General features: G+C 46.6%; 22 protein-coding genes, 2 tRNA genes and 1 other annotated feature. Of the genes, 11 read left to right on the top strand and 13 right to left on the bottom strand.

Annotation, left to right across the window (positions count from 1 at the left end; all coding sequences use genetic code 11):
• Positions 1 to 179: 179 nt before the first annotated feature.
• Positions 180 to 674, top strand: a complete 495-nt coding sequence (gene queF, locus LCM20_RS17365) for a preQ(1) synthase (protein WP_225196760.1) — start codon at positions 180 to 182, stop codon at positions 672 to 674.
• A 75-nt stretch (positions 675 to 749) separates the two neighbouring features.
• Here queF and aldA read toward each other — a convergent pair whose 3' ends face one another.
• Positions 750 to 2,201 (bottom strand): aldehyde dehydrogenase, encoded by a 1,452-nt coding sequence (aldA, locus tag LCM20_RS17360; protein ID WP_225196759.1) that lies wholly within the window; start codon positions 2,199 to 2,201, stop codon positions 750 to 752.
• 101 nt (positions 2,202 to 2,302) lie between these two features.
• Here aldA and LCM20_RS17355 point away from each other — a divergent pair, with 101 nt between their 5' ends.
• Positions 2,303 to 2,497, top strand: coding sequence for a hypothetical protein (locus LCM20_RS17355; RefSeq protein WP_225196758.1), 195 nt, complete (start codon positions 2,303 to 2,305; stop codon positions 2,495 to 2,497).
• Positions 2,498 to 2,507: 10 nt separating this feature from the next.
• Here the strand turns inward: LCM20_RS17355 and LCM20_RS17350 are convergent, their stop codons facing one another.
• Positions 2,508 to 2,759, bottom strand: coding sequence for a hypothetical protein (locus tag LCM20_RS17350; RefSeq protein WP_225196757.1), 252 nt, complete (start codon positions 2,757 to 2,759; stop codon positions 2,508 to 2,510).
• Positions 2,760 to 3,012: 253 nt separating this feature from the next.
• The gene (locus LCM20_RS17345) at positions 3,013 to 3,129 is read right to left on the bottom strand and encodes a YjcZ family sporulation protein (protein WP_318247327.1); all 117 of its coding nucleotides are present in this window, start codon (positions 3,127 to 3,129) and stop codon (positions 3,013 to 3,015) included.
• A gap of 148 nt (positions 3,130 to 3,277) precedes the next feature.
• Here LCM20_RS17345 and LCM20_RS17340 point away from each other — a divergent pair, with 148 nt between their 5' ends.
• Positions 3,278 to 4,507 (top strand): Ig-like domain-containing protein, encoded by a 1,230-nt coding sequence (locus tag LCM20_RS17340; RefSeq protein ID WP_225196755.1) that lies wholly within the window; start codon positions 3,278 to 3,280, stop codon positions 4,505 to 4,507.
• A gap of 42 nt (positions 4,508 to 4,549) precedes the next feature.
• Here LCM20_RS17340 and LCM20_RS17335 read toward each other — a convergent pair whose 3' ends face one another.
• The gene (locus LCM20_RS17335; protein ID WP_225196754.1) at positions 4,550 to 5,206 is read right to left on the bottom strand and encodes a M50 family metallopeptidase; all 657 of its coding nucleotides are present in this window, start codon (positions 5,204 to 5,206) and stop codon (positions 4,550 to 4,552) included.
• Between the two features lie 80 nt (positions 5,207 to 5,286).
• Here LCM20_RS17335 and modA point away from each other — a divergent pair, with 80 nt between their 5' ends.
• The 4 genes from modA to LCM20_RS17315 are packed head-to-tail and all read left to right on the top strand — an operon-like array spanning position 5,287 to position 7,957.
• The gene (gene modA, locus LCM20_RS17330; RefSeq protein ID WP_225196753.1) at positions 5,287 to 6,063 is read left to right on the top strand and encodes a molybdate ABC transporter substrate-binding protein; all 777 of its coding nucleotides are present in this window, start codon (positions 5,287 to 5,289) and stop codon (positions 6,061 to 6,063) included.
• A 3-nt stretch (positions 6,064 to 6,066) separates the two neighbouring features.
• Positions 6,067 to 6,744, top strand: a complete 678-nt coding sequence (gene modB, locus LCM20_RS17325; RefSeq protein WP_225196752.1) for a molybdate ABC transporter permease subunit — start codon at positions 6,067 to 6,069, stop codon at positions 6,742 to 6,744.
• Between the two features lie 14 nt (positions 6,745 to 6,758).
• A complete protein-coding gene (locus LCM20_RS17320; protein ID WP_225196751.1) occupies positions 6,759 to 7,376 on the top strand; it encodes an ATP-binding cassette domain-containing protein in 618 nt (205 codons plus the stop codon).
• Positions 7,373 to 7,957, top strand: coding sequence for a VanZ family protein (locus LCM20_RS17315; protein ID WP_225196750.1), 585 nt, complete (start codon positions 7,373 to 7,375; stop codon positions 7,955 to 7,957). The genes LCM20_RS17320 and LCM20_RS17315 overlap by 4 nt, the downstream gene beginning before the upstream one ends.
• Before the next feature lie 8 nt (positions 7,958 to 7,965).
• Here LCM20_RS17315 and LCM20_RS17310 read toward each other — a convergent pair.
• Positions 7,966 to 8,038, bottom strand: a tRNA-Arg gene (locus LCM20_RS17310).
• A gap of 196 nt (positions 8,039 to 8,234) precedes the next feature.
• On the opposite strand from LCM20_RS17310, the gene LCM20_RS17305 reads away from it, so the two are divergent.
• The 3 genes from LCM20_RS17305 to LCM20_RS17295 all read left to right on the top strand — a co-directional run bounded on the left by LCM20_RS17305 (position 8,235) and on the right by LCM20_RS17295 (position 10,225).
• Entirely contained in the window at positions 8,235 to 8,873 is a 639-nt protein-coding gene (locus LCM20_RS17305; protein ID WP_225196749.1) for a deoxynucleoside kinase, read from the top strand.
• Positions 8,873 to 9,556: a deoxynucleoside kinase gene (locus tag LCM20_RS17300; RefSeq protein WP_225196748.1), complete on the top strand. Its 684-nt coding sequence runs from the start codon at positions 8,873 to 8,875 to the stop codon at positions 9,554 to 9,556. Before LCM20_RS17305 ends, LCM20_RS17300 begins: the two co-directional genes overlap by 1 nt.
• Positions 9,557 to 9,670: 114 nt before the next feature.
• Positions 9,671 to 10,225, top strand: a complete 555-nt coding sequence (locus tag LCM20_RS17295; protein WP_225196747.1) for a hypothetical protein — start codon at positions 9,671 to 9,673, stop codon at positions 10,223 to 10,225.
• 112 nt (positions 10,226 to 10,337) lie between these two features.
• Here the strand turns inward: LCM20_RS17295 and LCM20_RS17290 are convergent, their stop codons facing one another.
• The 3 genes from LCM20_RS17290 to LCM20_RS17280 all read right to left on the bottom strand — a co-directional run bounded on the left by LCM20_RS17290 (position 10,338) and on the right by LCM20_RS17280 (position 12,731).
• Entirely contained in the window at positions 10,338 to 10,793 is a 456-nt protein-coding gene (locus LCM20_RS17290) for an NUDIX hydrolase (protein WP_225196746.1), read from the bottom strand.
• Between the two features lie 15 nt (positions 10,794 to 10,808).
• A complete protein-coding gene (locus LCM20_RS17285; protein ID WP_225196745.1) occupies positions 10,809 to 11,423 on the bottom strand; it encodes an NAD(P)-dependent oxidoreductase in 615 nt (204 codons plus the stop codon).
• A 102-nt stretch (positions 11,424 to 11,525) separates the two neighbouring features.
• Positions 11,526 to 12,731, bottom strand: coding sequence for an MFS transporter (locus tag LCM20_RS17280; protein ID WP_225196744.1), 1,206 nt, complete (start codon positions 12,729 to 12,731; stop codon positions 11,526 to 11,528).
• A 256-nt stretch (positions 12,732 to 12,987) separates the two neighbouring features.
• Here LCM20_RS17280 and LCM20_RS17275 point away from each other — a divergent pair, with 256 nt between their 5' ends.
• Positions 12,988 to 13,353 (top strand): winged helix-turn-helix transcriptional regulator, encoded by a 366-nt coding sequence (locus LCM20_RS17275; protein WP_225196743.1) that lies wholly within the window; start codon positions 12,988 to 12,990, stop codon positions 13,351 to 13,353.
• A gap of 129 nt (positions 13,354 to 13,482) precedes the next feature.
• On the opposite strand, the gene LCM20_RS17270 is transcribed toward LCM20_RS17275, so the two are convergent.
• The 5 genes from LCM20_RS17270 to LCM20_RS17250 all read right to left on the bottom strand — a co-directional run bounded on the left by LCM20_RS17270 (position 13,483) and on the right by LCM20_RS17250 (position 18,376).
• Positions 13,483 to 13,575, bottom strand: a tRNA-Ser gene (locus LCM20_RS17270).
• 190 nt (positions 13,576 to 13,765) lie between these two features.
• A complete protein-coding gene (serS, locus tag LCM20_RS17265) occupies positions 13,766 to 15,040 on the bottom strand; it encodes a serine--tRNA ligase (RefSeq protein WP_225196742.1) in 1,275 nt (424 codons plus the stop codon).
• Between the two features lie 50 nt (positions 15,041 to 15,090).
• Positions 15,091 to 15,313: a binding site (T-box leader), on the bottom strand.
• A 39-nt stretch (positions 15,314 to 15,352) separates the two neighbouring features.
• Positions 15,353 to 15,943, bottom strand: coding sequence for a pyridoxal 5'-phosphate synthase glutaminase subunit PdxT (pdxT, locus tag LCM20_RS17260; protein ID WP_225196741.1), 591 nt, complete (start codon positions 15,941 to 15,943; stop codon positions 15,353 to 15,355).
• Positions 15,944 to 16,020: 77 nt separating this feature from the next.
• A complete protein-coding gene (gene pdxS, locus LCM20_RS17255; protein ID WP_225196740.1) occupies positions 16,021 to 16,905 on the bottom strand; it encodes a pyridoxal 5'-phosphate synthase lyase subunit PdxS in 885 nt (294 codons plus the stop codon).
• 196 nt (positions 16,906 to 17,101) lie between these two features.
• Complete coding sequence (locus LCM20_RS17250; RefSeq protein ID WP_225196784.1) at positions 17,102 to 18,376, bottom strand: serine hydrolase; 1,275 nt, start codon at positions 18,374 to 18,376, stop codon at positions 17,102 to 17,104.
• Positions 18,377 to 18,429: the final 53 nt, after the last annotated feature.

Raw genomic sequence — 18,429 nt, 5'->3', positions numbered from 1 at the left:
ATGTGTCTTTTCTACCTTTATTGACAGGGATCGCAGCCGCGAATATAATAGATTACGTAATAAAGAGGTTTCTTAGCCAACCCCTCTCTAAAAAACTAAGGACGCTGATATGATTCCAAACCACAGCCCTTAGAGGGTTGTGGTTTTTTTATTTAATCTAAAAAAAGAGGTGCATATGTATGCCTGGACGCGATGATGGAAGCTTGGACTTGTCTCTTCTCGGAAACCAAGGAACGGCTTATTCTTTTGAGTATGACCCGGACGTGCTGGAGACGTTTGATAATCAACACCCGAACCGCGATTACTTCGTAAAATTCAACTGCCCGGAGTTTACGACACTATGTCCTAAAACCCACCAGCCTGATTTTGCGACCATCTACATCAGCTACATTCCTGATGTCAAAATGGTCGAAAGTAAATCGCTGAAGCTGTATCTATTCAGCTTCCGTAACCACGGAGATTTCCACGAGGACAGTGTAAACACGATCATGAATGACCTGATCGAGTTGATGGACCCTCGTTATATCGAGGTATGGGGCAAATTCACCCCTCGCGGCGGTATTTCGATCGACCCATTCTGCAACTACGGAAAGCCTGGAACGAAATTCGAACAGATGGCTGACCACCGCTTAATGAACCATGACCTTTATCCGGAAAAAATCGATAACCGTTAATTCAGTTTTCATCCATGCAAAAGGACGCCCTAAACCGGCGTCCTTTTTTACTGTATAGAAAAGCACTTTCACCTATTATTTCTTATCATTTTTGTACTGCATGTAAACCACTTGAGTGACAAGGAAGTCTTCCATGCCGTGCTTGCCATCAGCACCGCCAAGCCCCGACTTTCTCATCCCGGCGTGGTAGCCTTGGACGGCTTCGAAGTTCTCACGGTTCACGAAGGTTTCGCCGAACTTCAGTTCATTGACGACACGCATCGCTTCGTTCAGGTCATCTGTATAAACGGATGAAGAAAGACCGAAATCAGTGTCGTTCCCTTTTTCAATGGCTTCATCCAACGTTTTGAAGGTGGCAATCGGAATGACAGGACCGAAGATCTCTTCCTGCATGATCTTGGATTTGTGATCTACATTCGTCAAAATCGTCGGCTTATAGAAGAAGCCTTTCTCCTGATCGCCTCGTTCTCCACCGATCTCGACTTTCGCTCCGGCCTCGACCGCTTCTTTTACCATACTTTCGACTTCTTCCAGTCGACCTTGACTCACCAGTGGACCGACATCCGCGTCTTTATCTTCACGCGGATTACCAAGCTTCTTAGACTCGAAGCTGTGACGCAGCTTTTCAATCAGTTCATCAGCCTTGCTTTCGTGGACATAGACACGCTCGGCGTTCGTACAGGCTTGACCGTTATTCGCTAAACGAGAGGTCGTAATGCTTTCGACTGCAATATCGAGGTCCGCGTTTGCCGTTACGATCGCTGGTGCCTTACCACCCAGCTCAAGGTTGACCTTCGTAATGTTCTGAGCGGCTGCTTCCATCACCTTCGTACCTGCTGGAACACTGCCTGTCATCGAAATCATGTGTACCTTCTCATGCTTGGCGAGCGAATTTCCGATTTCAGAGCCTGTACCTGTGACGACATTGTACACACCGTCTGGAATCTCATCCATGGCATCCACAAGCTTTGTAAACTCCATCGCTGTATTCGGCGTCTGCTGACTCGGTTTAAGTACGATCGTACAGCCCGTTACAAGAGCCGTTGCCACTTTACGAGCCAAAATGAACATCGGGAAGTTCCACGGCACGATGCCTCCGACTACGCCGATCGGCTTCTTATAAATCATGATGTTCTCGTTCTCACGATCACTCGGAACGATTTCTCCCTCAATACGGCGGGCCCATTCCGACATGTACCGGAAATAATCGATGGCGAGATCGATTTCCCCACTCGCCAGTTCGTAGTCTTTCCCCTGCTCTTCCTGCAGCAGGTTAATGAAAGTGTCGCGTTTTTCTTCTATTTGATCTCCAAGTGCACGAACGATTTTTCCACGTTCGATGTTCGGAGTCAGTTCCCATTTATGTTGTGCTTGGAAGGCTGCTTCGACAGCTCGGTCGACATCGCCTGTCGTTCCTTTCGGTATTTTCGAGATCACTTCTTCTGTGGCTGGATTCAACACATCGATCCATTCATTTCCTTCCGATTCTGTGTATTTCCCGTTAATATAGAGTTGGTGCGTTTGCAATTGGATAACCTCCTTGATGTAATTATCCATTCATTTCCACGGTTTTTTTGAAAGTAAACAACGGAATCGGTTAAAGTTAAGAAGAAAAGGGAGGAATACGTATGAAACAAGAAAATAAAATGCTGTTCATTTTAGGTACAATCGGAATCTGTAACATCATCGCAGCACTCATTCTTTTCATAACGATTAATGAAGCGATGGTTCCGATGTTGTTGATTGCATCCGGGATTCTCCTGGTCATCGGGGGCTATGTAGACAAGAAGGAGAGGACGAGAAAAGCGAAAAAAAAGTCCTGAAATCAGGACTTTACCACTCGAGCACGAACCCTTTCACGCGTTTCGTGCCGCCTTCTTCATCTTTTTGTTCCGCTTCAAAATAGGGATCGTCCTCTTCCAGGTGGTACTGGATGGTATCCGGGTTCAAGTATAATTTGTATTCCAGATCGGTTACTTTGTGCAGGGTGATATCTGGAACGGTCGTTTGATTCGACTTCTCATCAACGAGCAGGATATCTACCTGATCGTATCCTTTTTGAAGCAATTGGTCTTTTAAGTCCATCGGTCATTCCTCCGTCCAACTGTTGTATTGATTTGATACCCAACTTCAGACAGAGACAAACGATTTTTTTCGTTTGCTACGTTCAAAAATGACCAAGGTTGTTCCAGCTAATACCGTCAAACATCGAACGATCCAACGTCCTGTTGGGCCACGGAAAGCGTGTTATTTTCCGACCCACGACTCACTTTACTTCGTCCAGAATCTCCTCTAATAATATGTAAAAAAGCGGGGAAGCATCCCCGCTTTGTTTATATTAGTATCCGTAGCCTCCGCGGCCTACATATGATGCTCCAATAATAACCAACAGAATGAACAGTACAACCAACAGTGCGAATCCGCCACCGTATCCGCCGCCGTATCCTTCGCTCATTTTCATTCCTCCTTTCACTTACTTTACTACCTTATGCGCTCGGTGCCATCTGGTAAAGGCAGGTGCGGAGTTCCAATGTTTTTTTATGGAAAAATCTAAAAAAATAGGATAGCATGAAACTAGTGAAATTTGAAAACGGAGGGACATAATGAAAAAACTAGCAATCCTGATGACGGCATTCCTTATGGTGACGACACTGTTTGCACCAGCGGTATCCGCAGAAGAAGAACTCAGTTTCAATGAAAAGAAAGAACTGCTTGTCGAAGTAGCACGGGACTATGACATCCCGCCAGAAATTCTGATTGCGATGGCTTACAAAGAGTCCGCCTTCCAGCAGTATGGAGCAGACGGTGAAGCTTTCGAATCAACAAATGGTGACGGCGGCTTTGGAATTATGCAGATTACGAATCCAGACTACGTGACAGAAGAAATCAAAACTAATACCCGCGCCAACATTGAAGCGGGTGCCGAAGTCCTGAATGAAAAGTGGGAATTAGTTGAAGATGGTACACTGCCTTCCATTAAAACGACAGACAGCGAGCTGAATGACCGTGACATCATCGAGCACTGGTACTTTGCCGTGATGGCGTATAACGGATTCGTCGAGTACAACGTGCCAAAAGGAGAAGCGGATGCAGAGGACCGTGGGTATCAGGAGCATGTTTTCAAACTGATGGAGAACTTCGGTGAACTGAATTTGGCCGATACGACATTCATCGATGACCTTGAATACACCGTGATTAACGATGATGGTGTCATTTCTTTTGAAGAGGATACCGTGACCTTTAATGAGCCCGGTACGTACACAGGAATGGACGTCAAAACAGGGGATCAAATCTATCTTATTAATAACTCTAACGTTGACTTTGGGTATTTATATGAAGATGACAGCCTGATTGAACGTGAAAAAGTCCCTTATTACACAACCTTTGAAGTGGTGGATGATCAGGTTTTATTCAAGGAAACCAATCAGTCCAGTAACCATTACGGCTATTACAAAGTGAAGCGGGGAAATACCGTCGGTTACCTTTCCTCCTCCAACCTGAACCTGGCCGAGCGTGATACAACAGCATTTGAGACATTCGATAATGTCGACATGGAGAACGTAAATCCGGACAAGACATTCACGATCAACTTCCAGGAACGTGTGAATTTGAATGAGGATACTGTTGATTCCGAACATGTCTATCTTGTCAGTGAAGATGGACAAGGGGTATTCGCTACAGTCGAACTTCTTGAGAATGGACATTCCATTGAAGTGAACCCAACGTACGATCTCGAATCCGGTCAAACCTACACTCTTTACACAAAAGGAGTCGAATCGACACAAGGCGTCATGATGGGAACACCCATCCGTTACACCTTTACGGTCCAATAATGTAGAAGAGCGCTGCTTCCCATCGAAGCAGCGCTCTTTTTATCAGATCCGAAACACCTGCCTGACCGCAAGCAGTGCGAAATACAAGGCCTGGACGAAGAATCCGACTCCCCAGATCGGTGCTGGGATGAACCCCGTCGCCTTCGATAAATTCGCCGCATCTCCCGCCTGCATCGGAGAGACGAAACTGATCCACATGATTTCAAATGCACTCGTTACCGATTCCACGAGGATCAAGGAGGCGAAGAACACAAGCGCATACTGGATGAACATCTGGTTCCCACTGCGTAGCAGAAAGATGAACAACGCTCCGAAGGTCACGATCCAGAACAGCCCGTACACATTCCTGACCCAGAAGATGAGATTCACTGATAAAAAGGCGAGCAGGATGTAGATCATCCACTTATACTGCCCCTTGGCAATCAGGTAGAAAAATAGAAAACCGAAGAACGAGGCAAAGACGTAGCCTGAGATACTCGTTAAGAAATGACCGATCCACGAAGTATGACCGGTTAAGGTCGTCCCCGCTGTATTCGGAAGAAGAGAAATCCGCCTTACCTCTCCGCCCGTTATCAACGCCATCAAGGAATGACCGGATTCATGAATCATTGTATTTAAAATCGCAAAATACTTCCCGACAATCGGCATCTGAGTCAGCAGCAATGCCAGAATTAAACCGACCACGACTTGTGTTTTCATTTTGACTCTCCTTTAATCTTTTACTTCCTTTTTTTGAGACCGTATAATTAATGTAAAATCTATGAACCGGGGGAAAGGTTATGTGGAAACAGGCAACGATTCTATTCATCTTGGTACTTGCCCTGACCGGTTGCACATCGAATGCCGAAGAGGGAAGAACCTTAACCATTTCTGCCGCGGCAAGTTTAACAGATGCAATCGAAGAAATTACAGCAAACTATGAAAAAATGACGGATACGACCATCACCTTAAATGTAGCAGGTTCCGGACGCTTAGCCCAGCAAATCGAACAAGGTGCGCCGGCTGATGTTTTCCTTTCCGCCAACCAAAAATGGATGGATCAGCTTGAAGAAAGCCAGTCCATCGACCCGTCGACCCGAGTCGACTTCGTCCGAAACCGATTAGTCGTCATTGCTGAAAATGGGACAAAGCCTCTTTCCTCATTACAAAGCATGACGAACCTTGGCACCAATGAGCAGATCGCACTTGGTCAGCCGGACAGCGTTCCTGCTGGTACATATACGAAACAGGCTCTGGAAACGATTCAACTTTGGGACGATTTAGAGGAGAAAATGGTGTTTGGAAGCGATGTTCGACAAGTGCTTGCCTACGTCGAATCCGGCAATGTTACATACGGAATCGTGTACGGAAGCGATGCGGCTTCTTCTGGTCAAGTGGCTGTCGTTTCAGAATTCGAATCCGATGCTCACGATCCGATCGTCTACCCTGCCGCTGTCGTACAAACGAGCCAACAGGAGGACTCAGCCCGTGATTTTGTATCGTACTTGATGAGTGATGAAGCACAGCAGATTCTAGCGGATCGAGGCTTCACTCCGATGGCAGAAAGTGATGGGTGATCGATGAGTTATTCCCCGCTCTTTCTATCCTTACGCATTGCCACCATTGCCACCATCATTGTTTTTCTTTTAGGAATTCTACTCGCCCGATTGTTAGCGAGGAAAGTATTTCCCGGGAAAAGTATCATCGAGTCCGTGCTTTTGCTTCCGCTCGTGCTTCCTCCCACTGTCGTCGGGTTCGGACTTCTCTACTTATTCGGGGTAAACGGTCCCGTCGGGCAGTGGCTGCTTTATTTCTTTGATTATAAAATCGTCTTTACTTGGGTGGCGGCTGTCGTCGCTGCAGTGGTCGTTTCATTCCCGTTGATGTACCAAAGCGCATCCGCCGCTTTTCAAAACTATGATCCGAACATTGAGAATGCCGCATTGACGATGGGCGCTTCAAGGGTGAAGGTGTTCTTCACGGTTTCCTTCCCCCTTGCCTGGCCCGGTCTTTTGGCTGGACTCGTGCTCACCTTCGCCAGGGCTCTCGGCGAGTTCGGAGCGACGTTGATGATCGCCGGGAATATCCCAGGGGTGACCTCTACGATTCCGCTTGCCATTTATTCAGCCGTCGAGGCCGGGCGAATGGAGCAGGCCTACACATGGGTCATCATCATTATCGCCTTAGGCTTCAGTTCCGTCCTCTGGCTCAACTGGTGGACGAAACGGAATGTCATGGCCTTTAAACAAGATTCCTAAAAGGTGGCTTTGCTATGCTGTCAGTCGATATCAAGAAAAAATTGAAGAACTTCACGCTTGATCTAGCCTTTTCCATGGATAAGGAGATCATCGTTCTTTTCGGTCCCTCGGGCTCTGGTAAAACGACGACGTTACACTGCATTTCCGGTCTTACCCATCCTGATGATGGAAGGATTCAACTGAACGGAAGAACGCTTTTCTCAGGTTCCGATAAACCCTTACCAGTACAAAAGCGCCGTGTCGGGTATGTGTTTCAGGATTATGCGCTATTTCCTCATATGACGGTACGGAAGAACATTCTGTATGGGGCGGAAGATCAACAAGAGGTGGACCAGCTCGTCACGGCACTCGGCATTGATCATTTGATGGAGGAGTACCCGAAAAACATCTCAGGCGGTGAAAAACAGCGCGTCGCCTTAGCCCGTGCTTTTGCAACAGAGCCCGATCTCCTTTTATTAGATGAACCGTTCTCTTCACTGGATGCGAACGTCAAAGAAGAGTGTCACCACGAGCTGCTTCGACTTCATGATAAGTGGGAGATTCCCGTTATTCTGGTTACGCATGACCGGAACGAAGCCGAGAAGCTGGCTGACCGGATTATTGAAATCGATCACGGGAGGCTGGTGGTTTGAGACGAGATGTGCTTTACCCCATTCTGGTCGGGCAAATTCTGTTTTGGAGTCTGTTTCCCTTGATGTCCGGCTTAACCGAAAACCTGCACCCTGCCTCTTATGTCATCATCAACTTAGGCATCGTGCTGTCTGCTTTCATTGTATGGGCCTTTCTGTGGCGGATCCGCTATGCGATACACCCTTTGTGGTTTCATATCCTTTTTCTTGCGTACAGTGTCTTGATGATTTTCCTGTTGATTGTACGCTCAGGCACGAACGGCTTCAGATCGGCCAACTGGGTACCTTTTGAGACGATTCAATTGTATTTGTTCAATGAGCTGCCCTTCTTCATCCGGTTCTATAACTTAGCCGCCAATGTAGGATTGTTTATTCCGTTCGGGATCTATCTGATGTATGTAAGTAAGAGATGGCGCACACGGGTAACGATTCCAGCCGCAACGATTGCAGCTGTCGAACTGACTCAGTATCTAACCATTCGCGGCAGTCTGGATATTGATGATTTCATTTTGAATTTGGCTGGTGTAGGGATGGGGTTTCTGCTTGCACCCCTGTTAAAGGAAAGGTTTGTTCGGAGAACGTAATGAAAGAATGCCCCCGGCAGGATTCGAACCTGCGACACACGGTTTAGGAAACCGATGCTCTATCCCCTGAGCTACGGGGGCAAAAAAGCGTACGAGAATATTATACAAAATTTTGCTATCTTTGCCTAGCAAATTCCCCTTCAAAATACTCCCTTCCCTGTTACTTCATCGATTTGTATGTGATAAAATAGAACTTGTCTGTAAAAAAGTATCGATTTATGTCTTTTTTTATTACCGGGCACTTGAAGTGCACAGGTCTTGTTAAGGAGGAGAAGAGATGGGACAAATACCTTTCATCGCCGTTGAAGGGCCCATTGGGGTTGGGAAAACGTCTCTGTCTAAAAAACTCGCCTCCCAGTTTGATTTTCATTTATTGAAGGAAATCGTTGAGGAGAATCCATTTTTAGGCAAGTTTTATGACAATATTGAAGAGTGGAGCTTTCAGACGGAAATGTTCTTCTTGTGCAATCGTTTCAAACAGCTGGAGGACATTGACCGTGATTACCTCACTCAAGGAAAGCCGGTCGTAGCGGATTATCACATCTTAAAGAATATGATCTTCGCTCGTCGTACATTGAGAGAAGATCAGTTTCATAAATACTCTCAGATTTTTGATATACTAACACATGATATGCCACGTCCGAATATGGTCGTGTACTTGGATGCGAGCCTGGATACACTCATGGACCGCATTCGAATGAGGAATCGTGATGTCGAATCGAACATTCAACCTTCTTACCTGCAGCAGCTGTCTCAGGATTATGAAGAGTTTATGAACCAATTCGAAGAGCAGAATCCAGATATCCCTGTCATCCGTTTGAACGGGGACGAGCTTGATTTTGTCAAACATCAGGAAGATTTGAACCGCATAGTTGATCATGTTAAGCAGCATTTATATAAAGGAGAAGTTATCTAATGAATGCACGTGAACGTTTTGGTATTCCACATGACAGCGTGATTACGATTGCCGGTACAGTAGGCGTCGGAAAGTCGACGATGACAAATGCACTTGCGGATGCGCTGAATTTCCGCACATCATTTGAGAAAGTGGAAACCAACCCATATCTCGATAAATTCTATCAGGATTTCGAACGATGGAGCTTCCATCTGCAGATTTATTTCTTGGCCGAACGTTTTAAGGAACAGAAGAAGATCTTCGAATATGGCGGCGGCTTTATCCAAGACCGTTCCATCTACGAGGATACCGGCATCTTCGCCAAGATGCATTATGAAAAAGGAACGATGTCTGAAACGGATTATGAGACGTATCGTAACTTGTTCGATGCAATGGTCATGACGCCGTACTTCCCTCACCCGGACCTTCTGATTTACTTGGAAGGATCCTTCGATGATATTCTTTCCCGCATCAAAGAGCGCGGACGCCCGATGGAGCAGGAAACACCGGTCGAATACTGGGAAGAGATGTTCAACCGTTATGAGAACTGGATCGACAACTTCAACTCCTGCCCTGTTCTCCGCCTGAATATCGCGGATTACGATGTGCTGAACGATGAGAAGAGCGTCGAGCCGATTTTAGAGAAGATCGGACACTTCATCCAGCAATCACGCAAATGGCGTTCCAGCCGTTTGTTAACGTAAATCAAAGCCTTGCAGCTCACGTGAGCTGCAAGGCTTTTTTATATTCATTCACGCCCTCACATTGTGAAAATCAGGGGATTTTGACATAATCAGTATCGAGGGGGTGAGTCATTCATGGATAAGAAAAAGATAGGGCTGATCCTGGTTACGGCCGCCTTGTGGTTTTCTCTATTTTTCAACTATCAATCGTTTCATGAAAATCGTGAAAAGGTGATCGATGAAGGAAAGCAGGTTCAGCGCGTTGTCGAAGCGACGTTAATGGGTCTTAACATGATGAGTGCCGGGGTTTGGGAAGATGTCATCACTTCAGATGGAGAATCTAATCGGTTCGAGGTTCTGTCCGGAGAATTCAAGCTTCGGGAAGGAGCGTGGCGGTCGCTCTCGTTCAGCCATCACTATGGCTATGAAATCGTCGACTTGTTGAGCCGTTTGAACAAAGACATCTACGAGCTGAAAGATAAGATAGACAGTGGTCAGAACATTGAAGAATTGAAAACAGAAATCGATCTCAAGGTGAACGCCTTGTCCGAGATCATGTCATACGCCGAAGAGAACCTGCCGGAGGACAAGCCTGCTGCGTGGGCAGAAGCGTTTGATGAGCGGGACAGTTCAGATGTAAGGGATGTCATTAGAGAACAGTACTGGGGGCTGATGCCCTTTGAAGGATAAGATACATAAGACGAAGGTCAGCGAATACATAAAAGAACGTTTTAAAAAAGCCAGAATAAAGGCAGAGTCAAGCTGCCTTTATTCTGGCTTTTGAAAAATAACTCATTGTCATTCAGTAGAAACGCTCCAGAAAATCTTCGATGATTTCACGGTGACTGCCGATCATCCGTTCCGGTAGATGATGGAGGTCGATGAAGCGGCATTGGATCGCTTCATCCAAATCTGCATTGACCTCACCGCTATACTCCGTTGTATAATACGCAGTCGTCACCGTGTAGAATTCGTCCCCATTTTCCGCAACGGCAAAATACTCCTCGCCTGAATACACATCGATCAGCTTCAACTGTCGAACGGACAATCCCGTCTCTTCATACACTTCTCTCACGCCCGTTTGTTCTGTGCTTTCCCCAAGCTCCATCAATCCACCGGGCAACCCCCAGACGCCTTCTGGGTACGTCCTCTGCTGTAAGAGCAGCTGTCCTTCTTCATTTATGACGAGAACGACAGAGCCCGTTAAAATGATCGGTCGATGCCCAATTAGTTTTCGCAAATCTTCTACATAACCCATTGCCATCCCTGCCTTTTAATAAGCGAGACCAACCGTTTGCTTAATCCATTGATCGTTCTCTAACGCTTCTAATAAAAAGTGTGCCACATCACTTCGATGAATCTCTTTCCCGCTGTGCGGTACCCCGATTTCTGCTGTACGATACGTCTCTTTGCGTTCTCCATCCTTCAATTGCATCGGACGGGCGATCGTATAATCCAGTTTAGCCGCAATCATCGCATTGACAGCATTCCTATGGTCTACGAGGACATTTTTCAAAATGCGCTGAGACATCCAGCCGGTGAATCCGGGTATTTCCTTATGGATTCCTGCAGAAGCAACATACACAATCCGGCTCACTCCGTGCTTCTGCATCCCTTTCACGATGTTCCCTGCCATCTGCTCTAAGACACGGGAAGGTTTCAAACCCTCCGAACCTAAACACGAGGCAACCGCTTCGTGTCCGCTGATCGCTTTTTCTACAGCATCGATATCAAGTGCATCCCCTTGGATTGTATGTAACCGTTCATGTTGAAGGGTGAGCTTGGAAGGCGTACGAACAAAAGCGGTGACGTCATGACCCGAGTCCAACGCTTGTGAAACCAATTCCAGTCCTGTTTTTCCAGTCGCACCAAATACAATGATTTTCATACGAGCATCCACCTTTTTCTTTTTATTATAACGGGATTCTGTTTAGGCGGATAGTAGGAAGGGTTGAGGAAAAGAGCCTGATGCTTCACCAGGCTCTCCATGTTACTTTTCAATTTTTCGTAAATAAGCGGTCAGAAGAACAGCTCCAACCACCATGATGCCCCCAATATAAGGCGTGTGAATCAAACCGATCGTATCCACGATGATGCCTCCGACGAAGGATCCAATGGCAATCCCCACGTTAAAGGCAGCAATGTTCAAAGCAGAGGCCACATTCACAGCAGATGGAACATATTTCTCCGCTAATTGAACGACTAGGATCTGTAACGCTGGTACGTTCATGAATGCGAACAGCCCCATCAGGACAATGACAACAACCCCTAGAACCTGATTGGATATCGTCAAACTCAGGATAAACAATACAACAGCCTGCAGAATGAACATGATGAACAAGGCTTTTAATGGATTGTTATTCGATGCTTTTCCTCCAATTGTATTTCCGATTGCTACGGCCAATCCGTAAAACAGCAGAATGACACTGACTAAGCTTGAATCGATTCCAGTCACGTTTTCCAACAGTGGAGCTAAATACGTGAACGCCACGAACGTCCCGCCGTAACCAAGGGCAGTAATGAGGAATGAAAGCATGATTTGTTTATTCTTTAAGATGTTCAATTGGTCACGGAACGATGAAGGAGGCGGCTCCTCTAAACTCTTTGGCACGAGGATTGCACTGGCAACGATTCCAATCACACCAAGTAACGCCACTCCGGCAAAGGTTGCTCTCCAACCGAAAGCCTGCCCGACGAATGTTCCCAAAGGTACGCCTGTAACGGTCGCTACCGTGAGGCCTGTAAACATAAAGGCGATCGCACTTGCCCGTTTATGTTCAGGAACGAGACTGGCAGCAATTGTCGAACCAATCGAGAAAAACAAGCCGTGTGAGAAAGCTGTCACAAATCGAGCAAGGAGCAGTAAGCTGAAGCTCGTCGAAATCGCAGCAATTCCGTTTCCTATAATAAAAATGACCATTAATCCAAGCAGTAGATTTTTACGACTGATTTTGTCCGTGAGCGCGGTTAAGACGGGCGCACCGACGGCCACTCCAATCGCATAACCTGAAATCAATAAACCAGCTAACGTAATCGAAATCGATAAATCACCAGAAATCGCAGACAATAAGCCAACAGGAACGAACTCGGTCGTTCCGATTCCGAATGCACTGATCGCAAGCGCGACCAAAGCGAGTGTATTACTTCTATTCTGTTCAACCGATGCTTGATGAACCGTTTGACTGTTTGTACTCATCACTCATCGACCTCCTTGTATTTTTTTGATCGAAGGCGCCGTTTCGATCGCAACTATGATTATGCAACGGTAAAGGAGGATTTGGAAGTACGCACTTTGTTGTGCTATAGGCACCTGTAAGTAACTATTTCGCCATCACAGGTCTGATTCACACAAAAAAATTCGAGAAAAATATAAAGAAAAGCAGATAAGTGGTAATACAGCGGTTCACGTGCTAATTTAATGATGGAAATGTTACAGAGGAGGTGTCGACGAAATGGCTAAAAAGTATAACATTCCTGTCGAAGCTGCATTAGAGGTCATTGGAGGAAAGTGGAAAGTCGTCATCTTATGTCACTTGATCAAAGAGAAACGCCGTACTTGTGAACTGAAACAATTGATGCCCGGAATTACACAAAAGATGCTTACTCAACAACTGCGTGAGCTTGAAGCAGATGGAGTCGTCAATCGAATCATATACAATCAAGTCCCGCCTAAGGTCGAATACGAGTTGACTGAATACGGCTGGACATTGAAAGAAGGGTTAGACATGCTGTGTGCCTGGGGAGAGCGTCACATCGAAAGGACGTATCCTGACAAAGAGGATGTACTCGAGACAGAAGAATCATTAGAAACGGTCTAACCAAAAAAAGCTTCAGCTGAACAATGCGTTCGCTGAAGCTTTTCTATATCAAATAAAAAAATCGCTACGCGAAGTAACGATTTTTGTTCTATTAATCTCCAATATTATGCGCTATTGTTGAATTAAAAATGGCGGAGGAGGAGGGATTCGAACCCCCGCGGGGCGTTAACCCCCTGGCGGTTTTCAAGACCGCTCTCTTCAGCCAAACTTGAGTACTCCTCCGTGTGACGACAAGTAATATAATATCACGCTTGTCTTATCTCGTCAACATTTTATCGTAACTTTTTTAATAAAAGCTGTTCGACAAAGGCTGACTCGTTTTTTCCACTTTGCTATTATAACGAGTAATGAACCTGTAAGTCAACATTTTTTTAGAAAAACCTCAGAGCGTGAGCCCTGAGGTTTTGTTCCATTACTTAATGACTTCTTTTCCACCCATGTATGGACGAAGAACATTCGGTACGACAAGTGAGCCGTCTTCCTGCTGATAATTCTCCAAGATGGCAGCGACCGTACGGCCGATGGCCAGACCAGAGCCGTTCAGCGTATGAACGAATTCAGGCTTCCCTTTTTCTTCACGACGGAAGCGGATGCCTGCACGGCGTGCCTGGAAGTCTTCGAAGTTTGAGCAAGAGCTGATCTCACGGTACGTATCCTGGCTTGGGATCCACACTTCGATGTCGTATTTCTTCGCAGCTGTGAAACCAAGATCCGCTGTACACATGCTCATGACACGGTACGGAAGCTCGAGCAACTGAAGAACCTTCTCGGCGTGACCTGTCAGCTCTTCCAGCACGTTATAAGAATCTTCCGGCTTCGCAAGCTGGACAAGCTCGACTTTGTTGAACTGGTGCTGACGGATCAGTCCGCGTGTATCACGGCCTGCAGATCCTGCTTCAGAGCGGAAGTTCGTGCTGAAGGCAGCGAATTTCTTCGGTAGATCCTCAGCTGACAGAATCTCTTCACGGTGATAGTTCGTCACAGGCACTTCTGCTGTCGGTACGAGGAAGTAGTCCCATCCTTCGATCTTGAAGGCGTCTTCTTCGAATTTCGGAAGCTGACCTGTTCCTGTCATCGCATCACGATTGACCATTTGCGGTGTCAGCATCTCCTCATATCCATGTTCATCAGAATGAAGGTCCATCATGAAGTTCAAGAGCGCACGCTCAAGACGCGCTCCTAAGCCTTTATAAAAGACGAAACGGCTTCCTGTCACCTTAGATGCGCGTTCGAAGTCCAGAAGCCCGAGATCTGCTGCTACGTCCCAATGTGGCTTCGCTTCGAATGCCATTTGAGGCTTCTCTCCCCATTCACGGGCAAGCACGTTATCGTCTTCGTCGTCTCCGACTGGCACACTATCATGTGGAATGTTCGGAATGGATAGAAGCATCGTCTCAAGCTTCTCCTCCACTTCCTTCAGTTCACTGTCGAGTGTCTTGATGCGGTCGCCGACTTCACGCATTTCCTTGATTTTATCATCCGCATCTTCTTTCGCTTTTTTCAACTGGGAGATCTCTTTAGACACTTCGTTACGACGCGCCTTCAGCTCCTCTGTTTCCTGAATCAATTCACGGCGTCGGCTGTCCAAGTCACCGAACGCATCCAAATCTGATAGATCTTCTCCACGGTTCTTCAACTTCTCTTTGACTTCTGTAAAGTTTTGACGCAAATATTTCATATCCAACATGTTCATTTCCTCCTTATTTTCTATATAAAAAAACTCCCGTCCCTTTATAAAAAAGGGACGAGAGCTTTGGTTCTATGCTTCCCGCGATACCACCCAGGTTGAAGGTACACATGACCTTCCGGCTTAACTCATAACGGTGAGGGGCCGGTCTGACTTCCTTACGTACCGTCAGACACTCAAGGATGGATTCACAAGTACTCTTCATCAGTTCACACCGACCACTGACTCTCTTTAGAAAAGGGACTTGTTACTAGTTCCTGTCATCGCGTTTTGGTTTGTTGTTTATGTGACATAAGATTAGCGGAAAATGATTTATAATGCAAGGCTTTTTTTGGATTCTTCCACCATTTTTACAAAATGAGCGGTAATCCGGTGGTCATCCGTCAGCTCCGGGTGGAACGAGCAAGCCAGATAATGACCTTGCTGAGCAGCAACGATATGACCGTCGTAGCGGGATAATACCTTTGTTTCTTCTCCGACATCCTCAATATATGGAGCACGGATGAAGACAGCGTTGAACCCTTCTGCCACCCCTTCAATATCGAGGTCCGCTTCGAAGCTGTCACGCTGGCGCCCGAAAGCATTCCGGCGTACTTTGATGTCCATTACACCTAGGTGTACATCATAAGATCCATCGATTTCAGAAGCAAGTAGGATGAGCCCGGCACATGTACCGAAAATCGGCTTGCCTGATTTTCCGAATTCACGGATCGGTTCAAGGAAATCGTACTTATCAATCAGACGGCGCATCGTCGTACTTTCACCGCCGGGGATAATCAACCCATCGATCTCGTCCAACTGTTCTTTTTTCTTCACGATGACCCCTTCAGCACCTGCTGCTTCTACCGAACGCACATGCTCACGAAAAGCTCCCTGTAGTCCTAATACACCGATTGTTGTCATGATGCATGTCTCCTTTATTAAAACCTATGAAAGCGGCGACTCGTCCTAAAACGGTCGCCGCTTGTGTTGAATTAAGATTACTTCGAACGCTCCTGCATACGCTGGTCGCCTTCAAGAGAGGACATTTCCATCCCTTTCATTGCCGTACCAAGATCCTTCGATAGTTCGCCGATCAGCTTGTAATCATTATAGTGCGTTGTCGCTTCTACGATTGCACGAGCGAATTTCTCTGGGTTCTTGGATTTGAAGATACCGGATCCTACGAATACACCGTCTGCGCCAAGCTCCATCATAAGGGCTGCATCCGCTGGAGTTGCGATACCGCCTGCTGCGAAGTTTACGACAGGAAGACGTCCTTCTTCACGGATTTCCATCAGAAGGTCGAATGGTGCTGCGTGATCACGTGCAAAGACCATCACTTCATCTTCGGAAAGGTTCTGAAGCTGACGGATCTCTGCGTTGATTTGACGCATGTGACGAACCGCTTCTACGATGTTCCCTGTGCCGGGCTCACCTTTCGTACGAAGCATGGAAGCTCCTTCACGGATACGACGAGCCGCTTCACCGATGTTACGGCAGCCACATACGAATGGTACCGTGTATTCATCCTTCTTAATGTGGTAGATTTCATCTGCTGGTGTCAGTACTTCACTCTCATCAATGTAGTCGACACCCATCGCTTCAAGTACGCGCGCTTCTGTAATGTGACCGATACGGGCTTTGGCCATAACCGGGATGGAAACCGCGTTCATTACCTGTTCTGTAATCGTTGGGTCTGCCATACGAGCAACGCCGCCTGCAGCACGAATATCTGCTGGTACACGCTCTAGAGCCATAACGGCTACGGCACCTGCTTCTTCTGCGATCTTAGCCTGCTCAGCGTTGACAACGTCCATGATGACGCCACCTTTTTGCATTTCTGCCATTCCACGTTTTACGCGATCTGTTCCTGTTTGAGACATAATTCGTTTCCTCCCTATCCTTCGCTCTATATTGTGTTCGCTATTATTGACGAAGTTTTCACTTATTTTTCTATTGTAACGCAATACTCGGGTAAATCCTACTAATTTTATTGGAGAAAACCTGGGATTTTTTACTTCATGTTATACACGAAGTGGGAACGAAAATTCATTCCCACTTCTTTAAAAAATCATGAAATTAGAACCAGCCCTTCACCATGTCGACCGCTCCTGTGAAAATGTCACTGAAGAACTCTCCGACATTGCCGATCATCAGCATGAACCAGTTCGACTTCTCGACAGCTGATGTCGTAACAAGATCGACCGTCTTAGGTCCATCAGACATCAGGTAGCTGTAACTCTCTTCACCGTTGTAGACAAGCTCGGCTGTCCCGACCTTCTGCCCTGATTCGATCGGAGCGACAAGGTTGCCTTCATCGTCCAATTTGTCCGAGTCGATGTTGTATTGGATCGTATATTGTTCCCCTTCGCCATTTTGGATGACATCCTCGATGGCACTGTCTGTTTGAATGGCTACCGTATCTTCTTTACCTTTTGCAACAGGAAGATCCGACTGGCCGTCAAGCTGGTATCCTTCTTCGTAAAGCTCCTGCTTTTCGAACTGCTGGAATCCGTAATCAAACAATTTCGCTGTTTGCTGGAAGCGGGATTCGCGGGTATCAGATTTCATCACGACAGAAATCAGTCGACGACCGTCACGTTCTGCCGTACCTGTGAAGCAGTTTCCTGCAAGCTCTGTATAACCGGTCTTCAAGCCGTCCATGCCCTCATAGCTGAATTGAGCCAGTTGTCCCGGCATGCCTGGAAGCATCCAGTTCCAGTTCGTAATCGTCTGTCCGTCGAACTCTGTTGTCGGCACGCTTGAATAATCGAGCGCTTCCGGGTAATCCTTCGTTAAGTGATAAGCAAGCAAAGCGGCGGAGCGTGCAGACATCAAGTTCGTTGCGTCCGGTGATGTCCCTTCAGGATAGTTCTCACCAAGGTGACTGTTGTTCAACCCTGAAGAGTTGACGAACTCATAGTCCGGCAGTCCAAGTTCCGCTGCTTTTTCATTCATCATTTTTACAAATTCGCCTTCCGTACCGGCGATCAATTCGGCTAAAGCAATGGTCGTCGCATTATCGGAATTGATGGCCATTGCCTCATATAATTCTCTTACCGTGTAATCTTTATTCTGTCTGAGACCGACACCGGAGAAATTCGGGTTTGCCGAAATTCCATACGGATAATCACTGATCTGAGTCGTCGTATCCCAGCCGATTTGTCCTTCATCTATGGCTTCTAGCACTAAATACTCTGTCATCATCTTCGTCATACTTGCTGGAGGTAGGGTTAAATCTGCCTCTTTTTCAAATAGAACCTTTCCTGTCTCAGCATCCACCAAAATCGCTGACTTCGCCCCAATATCAACGGCCGCGTATGTATGGTCAGGATTTACAAATACAGAAGTCATACTTAGAAGAAACACTAATGTTATGGCTACTGATGCTTTCAATCGTTGTATCA

It is taken from the genome of Halobacillus litoralis (assembly GCF_020171725.1).
In the GTDB taxonomy this organism is placed as follows: Bacteria; Bacillota; Bacilli; order Bacillales; family Halobacillaceae; genus Halobacillus; species Halobacillus litoralis_F.
This window is presented reverse-complemented; position numbering and strand designations above follow the sequence as displayed.

What these genes read in the sequence shown, in the direction of transcription:
- queF (WP_225196760.1), top strand. Translation starts at nt 180, where the DNA reads ATGCCTGGACGCGATGATGGAAGCTTGGACTTGTCTCTTCTCGGAAAC.
- LCM20_RS17355 (WP_225196758.1), top strand. Translation starts at nt 2,303, where the DNA reads ATGAAACAAGAAAATAAAATGCTGTTCATTTTAGGTACAATCGGAATC.
- LCM20_RS17350 (WP_225196757.1), bottom strand. Translation starts at nt 2,759, where the DNA reads ATGGACTTAAAAGACCAATTGCTTCAAAAAGGATACGATCAGGTAGAT.
- LCM20_RS17345 (WP_318247327.1), bottom strand. Translation starts at nt 3,129, where the DNA reads ATGAGCGAAGGATACGGCGGCGGATACGGTGGCGGATTCGCACTGTTG.
- LCM20_RS17340 (WP_225196755.1), top strand. Translation starts at nt 3,278, where the DNA reads ATGAAAAAACTAGCAATCCTGATGACGGCATTCCTTATGGTGACGACA.
- LCM20_RS17335 (WP_225196754.1), bottom strand. Translation starts at nt 5,206, where the DNA reads ATGAAAACACAAGTCGTGGTCGGTTTAATTCTGGCATTGCTGCTGACT.
- modA (WP_225196753.1), top strand. Translation starts at nt 5,287, where the DNA reads ATGTGGAAACAGGCAACGATTCTATTCATCTTGGTACTTGCCCTGACC.
- modB (WP_225196752.1), top strand. Translation starts at nt 6,067, where the DNA reads ATGAGTTATTCCCCGCTCTTTCTATCCTTACGCATTGCCACCATTGCC.
- LCM20_RS17320 (WP_225196751.1), top strand. Translation starts at nt 6,759, where the DNA reads ATGCTGTCAGTCGATATCAAGAAAAAATTGAAGAACTTCACGCTTGAT.
- LCM20_RS17305 (WP_225196749.1), top strand. Translation starts at nt 8,235, where the DNA reads ATGGGACAAATACCTTTCATCGCCGTTGAAGGGCCCATTGGGGTTGGG.
- LCM20_RS17300 (WP_225196748.1), top strand. Translation starts at nt 8,873, where the DNA reads ATGAATGCACGTGAACGTTTTGGTATTCCACATGACAGCGTGATTACG.
- LCM20_RS17295 (WP_225196747.1), top strand. Translation starts at nt 9,671, where the DNA reads ATGGATAAGAAAAAGATAGGGCTGATCCTGGTTACGGCCGCCTTGTGG.
- LCM20_RS17290 (WP_225196746.1), bottom strand. Translation starts at nt 10,793, where the DNA reads ATGGGTTATGTAGAAGATTTGCGAAAACTAATTGGGCATCGACCGATC.
- LCM20_RS17285 (WP_225196745.1), bottom strand. Translation starts at nt 11,423, where the DNA reads ATGAAAATCATTGTATTTGGTGCGACTGGAAAAACAGGACTGGAATTG.
- LCM20_RS17280 (WP_225196744.1), bottom strand. Translation starts at nt 12,731, where the DNA reads ATGAGTACAAACAGTCAAACGGTTCATCAAGCATCGGTTGAACAGAAT.
- LCM20_RS17275 (WP_225196743.1), top strand. Translation starts at nt 12,988, where the DNA reads ATGGCTAAAAAGTATAACATTCCTGTCGAAGCTGCATTAGAGGTCATT.
- serS (WP_225196742.1), bottom strand. Translation starts at nt 15,040, where the DNA reads ATGTTGGATATGAAATATTTGCGTCAAAACTTTACAGAAGTCAAAGAG.
- pdxT (WP_225196741.1), bottom strand. Translation starts at nt 15,943, where the DNA reads ATGACAACAATCGGTGTATTAGGACTACAGGGAGCTTTTCGTGAGCAT.
- pdxS (WP_225196740.1), bottom strand. Translation starts at nt 16,905, where the DNA reads ATGTCTCAAACAGGAACAGATCGCGTAAAACGTGGAATGGCAGAAATG.
- LCM20_RS17250 (WP_225196784.1), bottom strand. Translation starts at nt 18,376, where the DNA reads ATGACTTCTGTATTTGTAAATCCTGACCATACATACGCGGCCGTTGAT.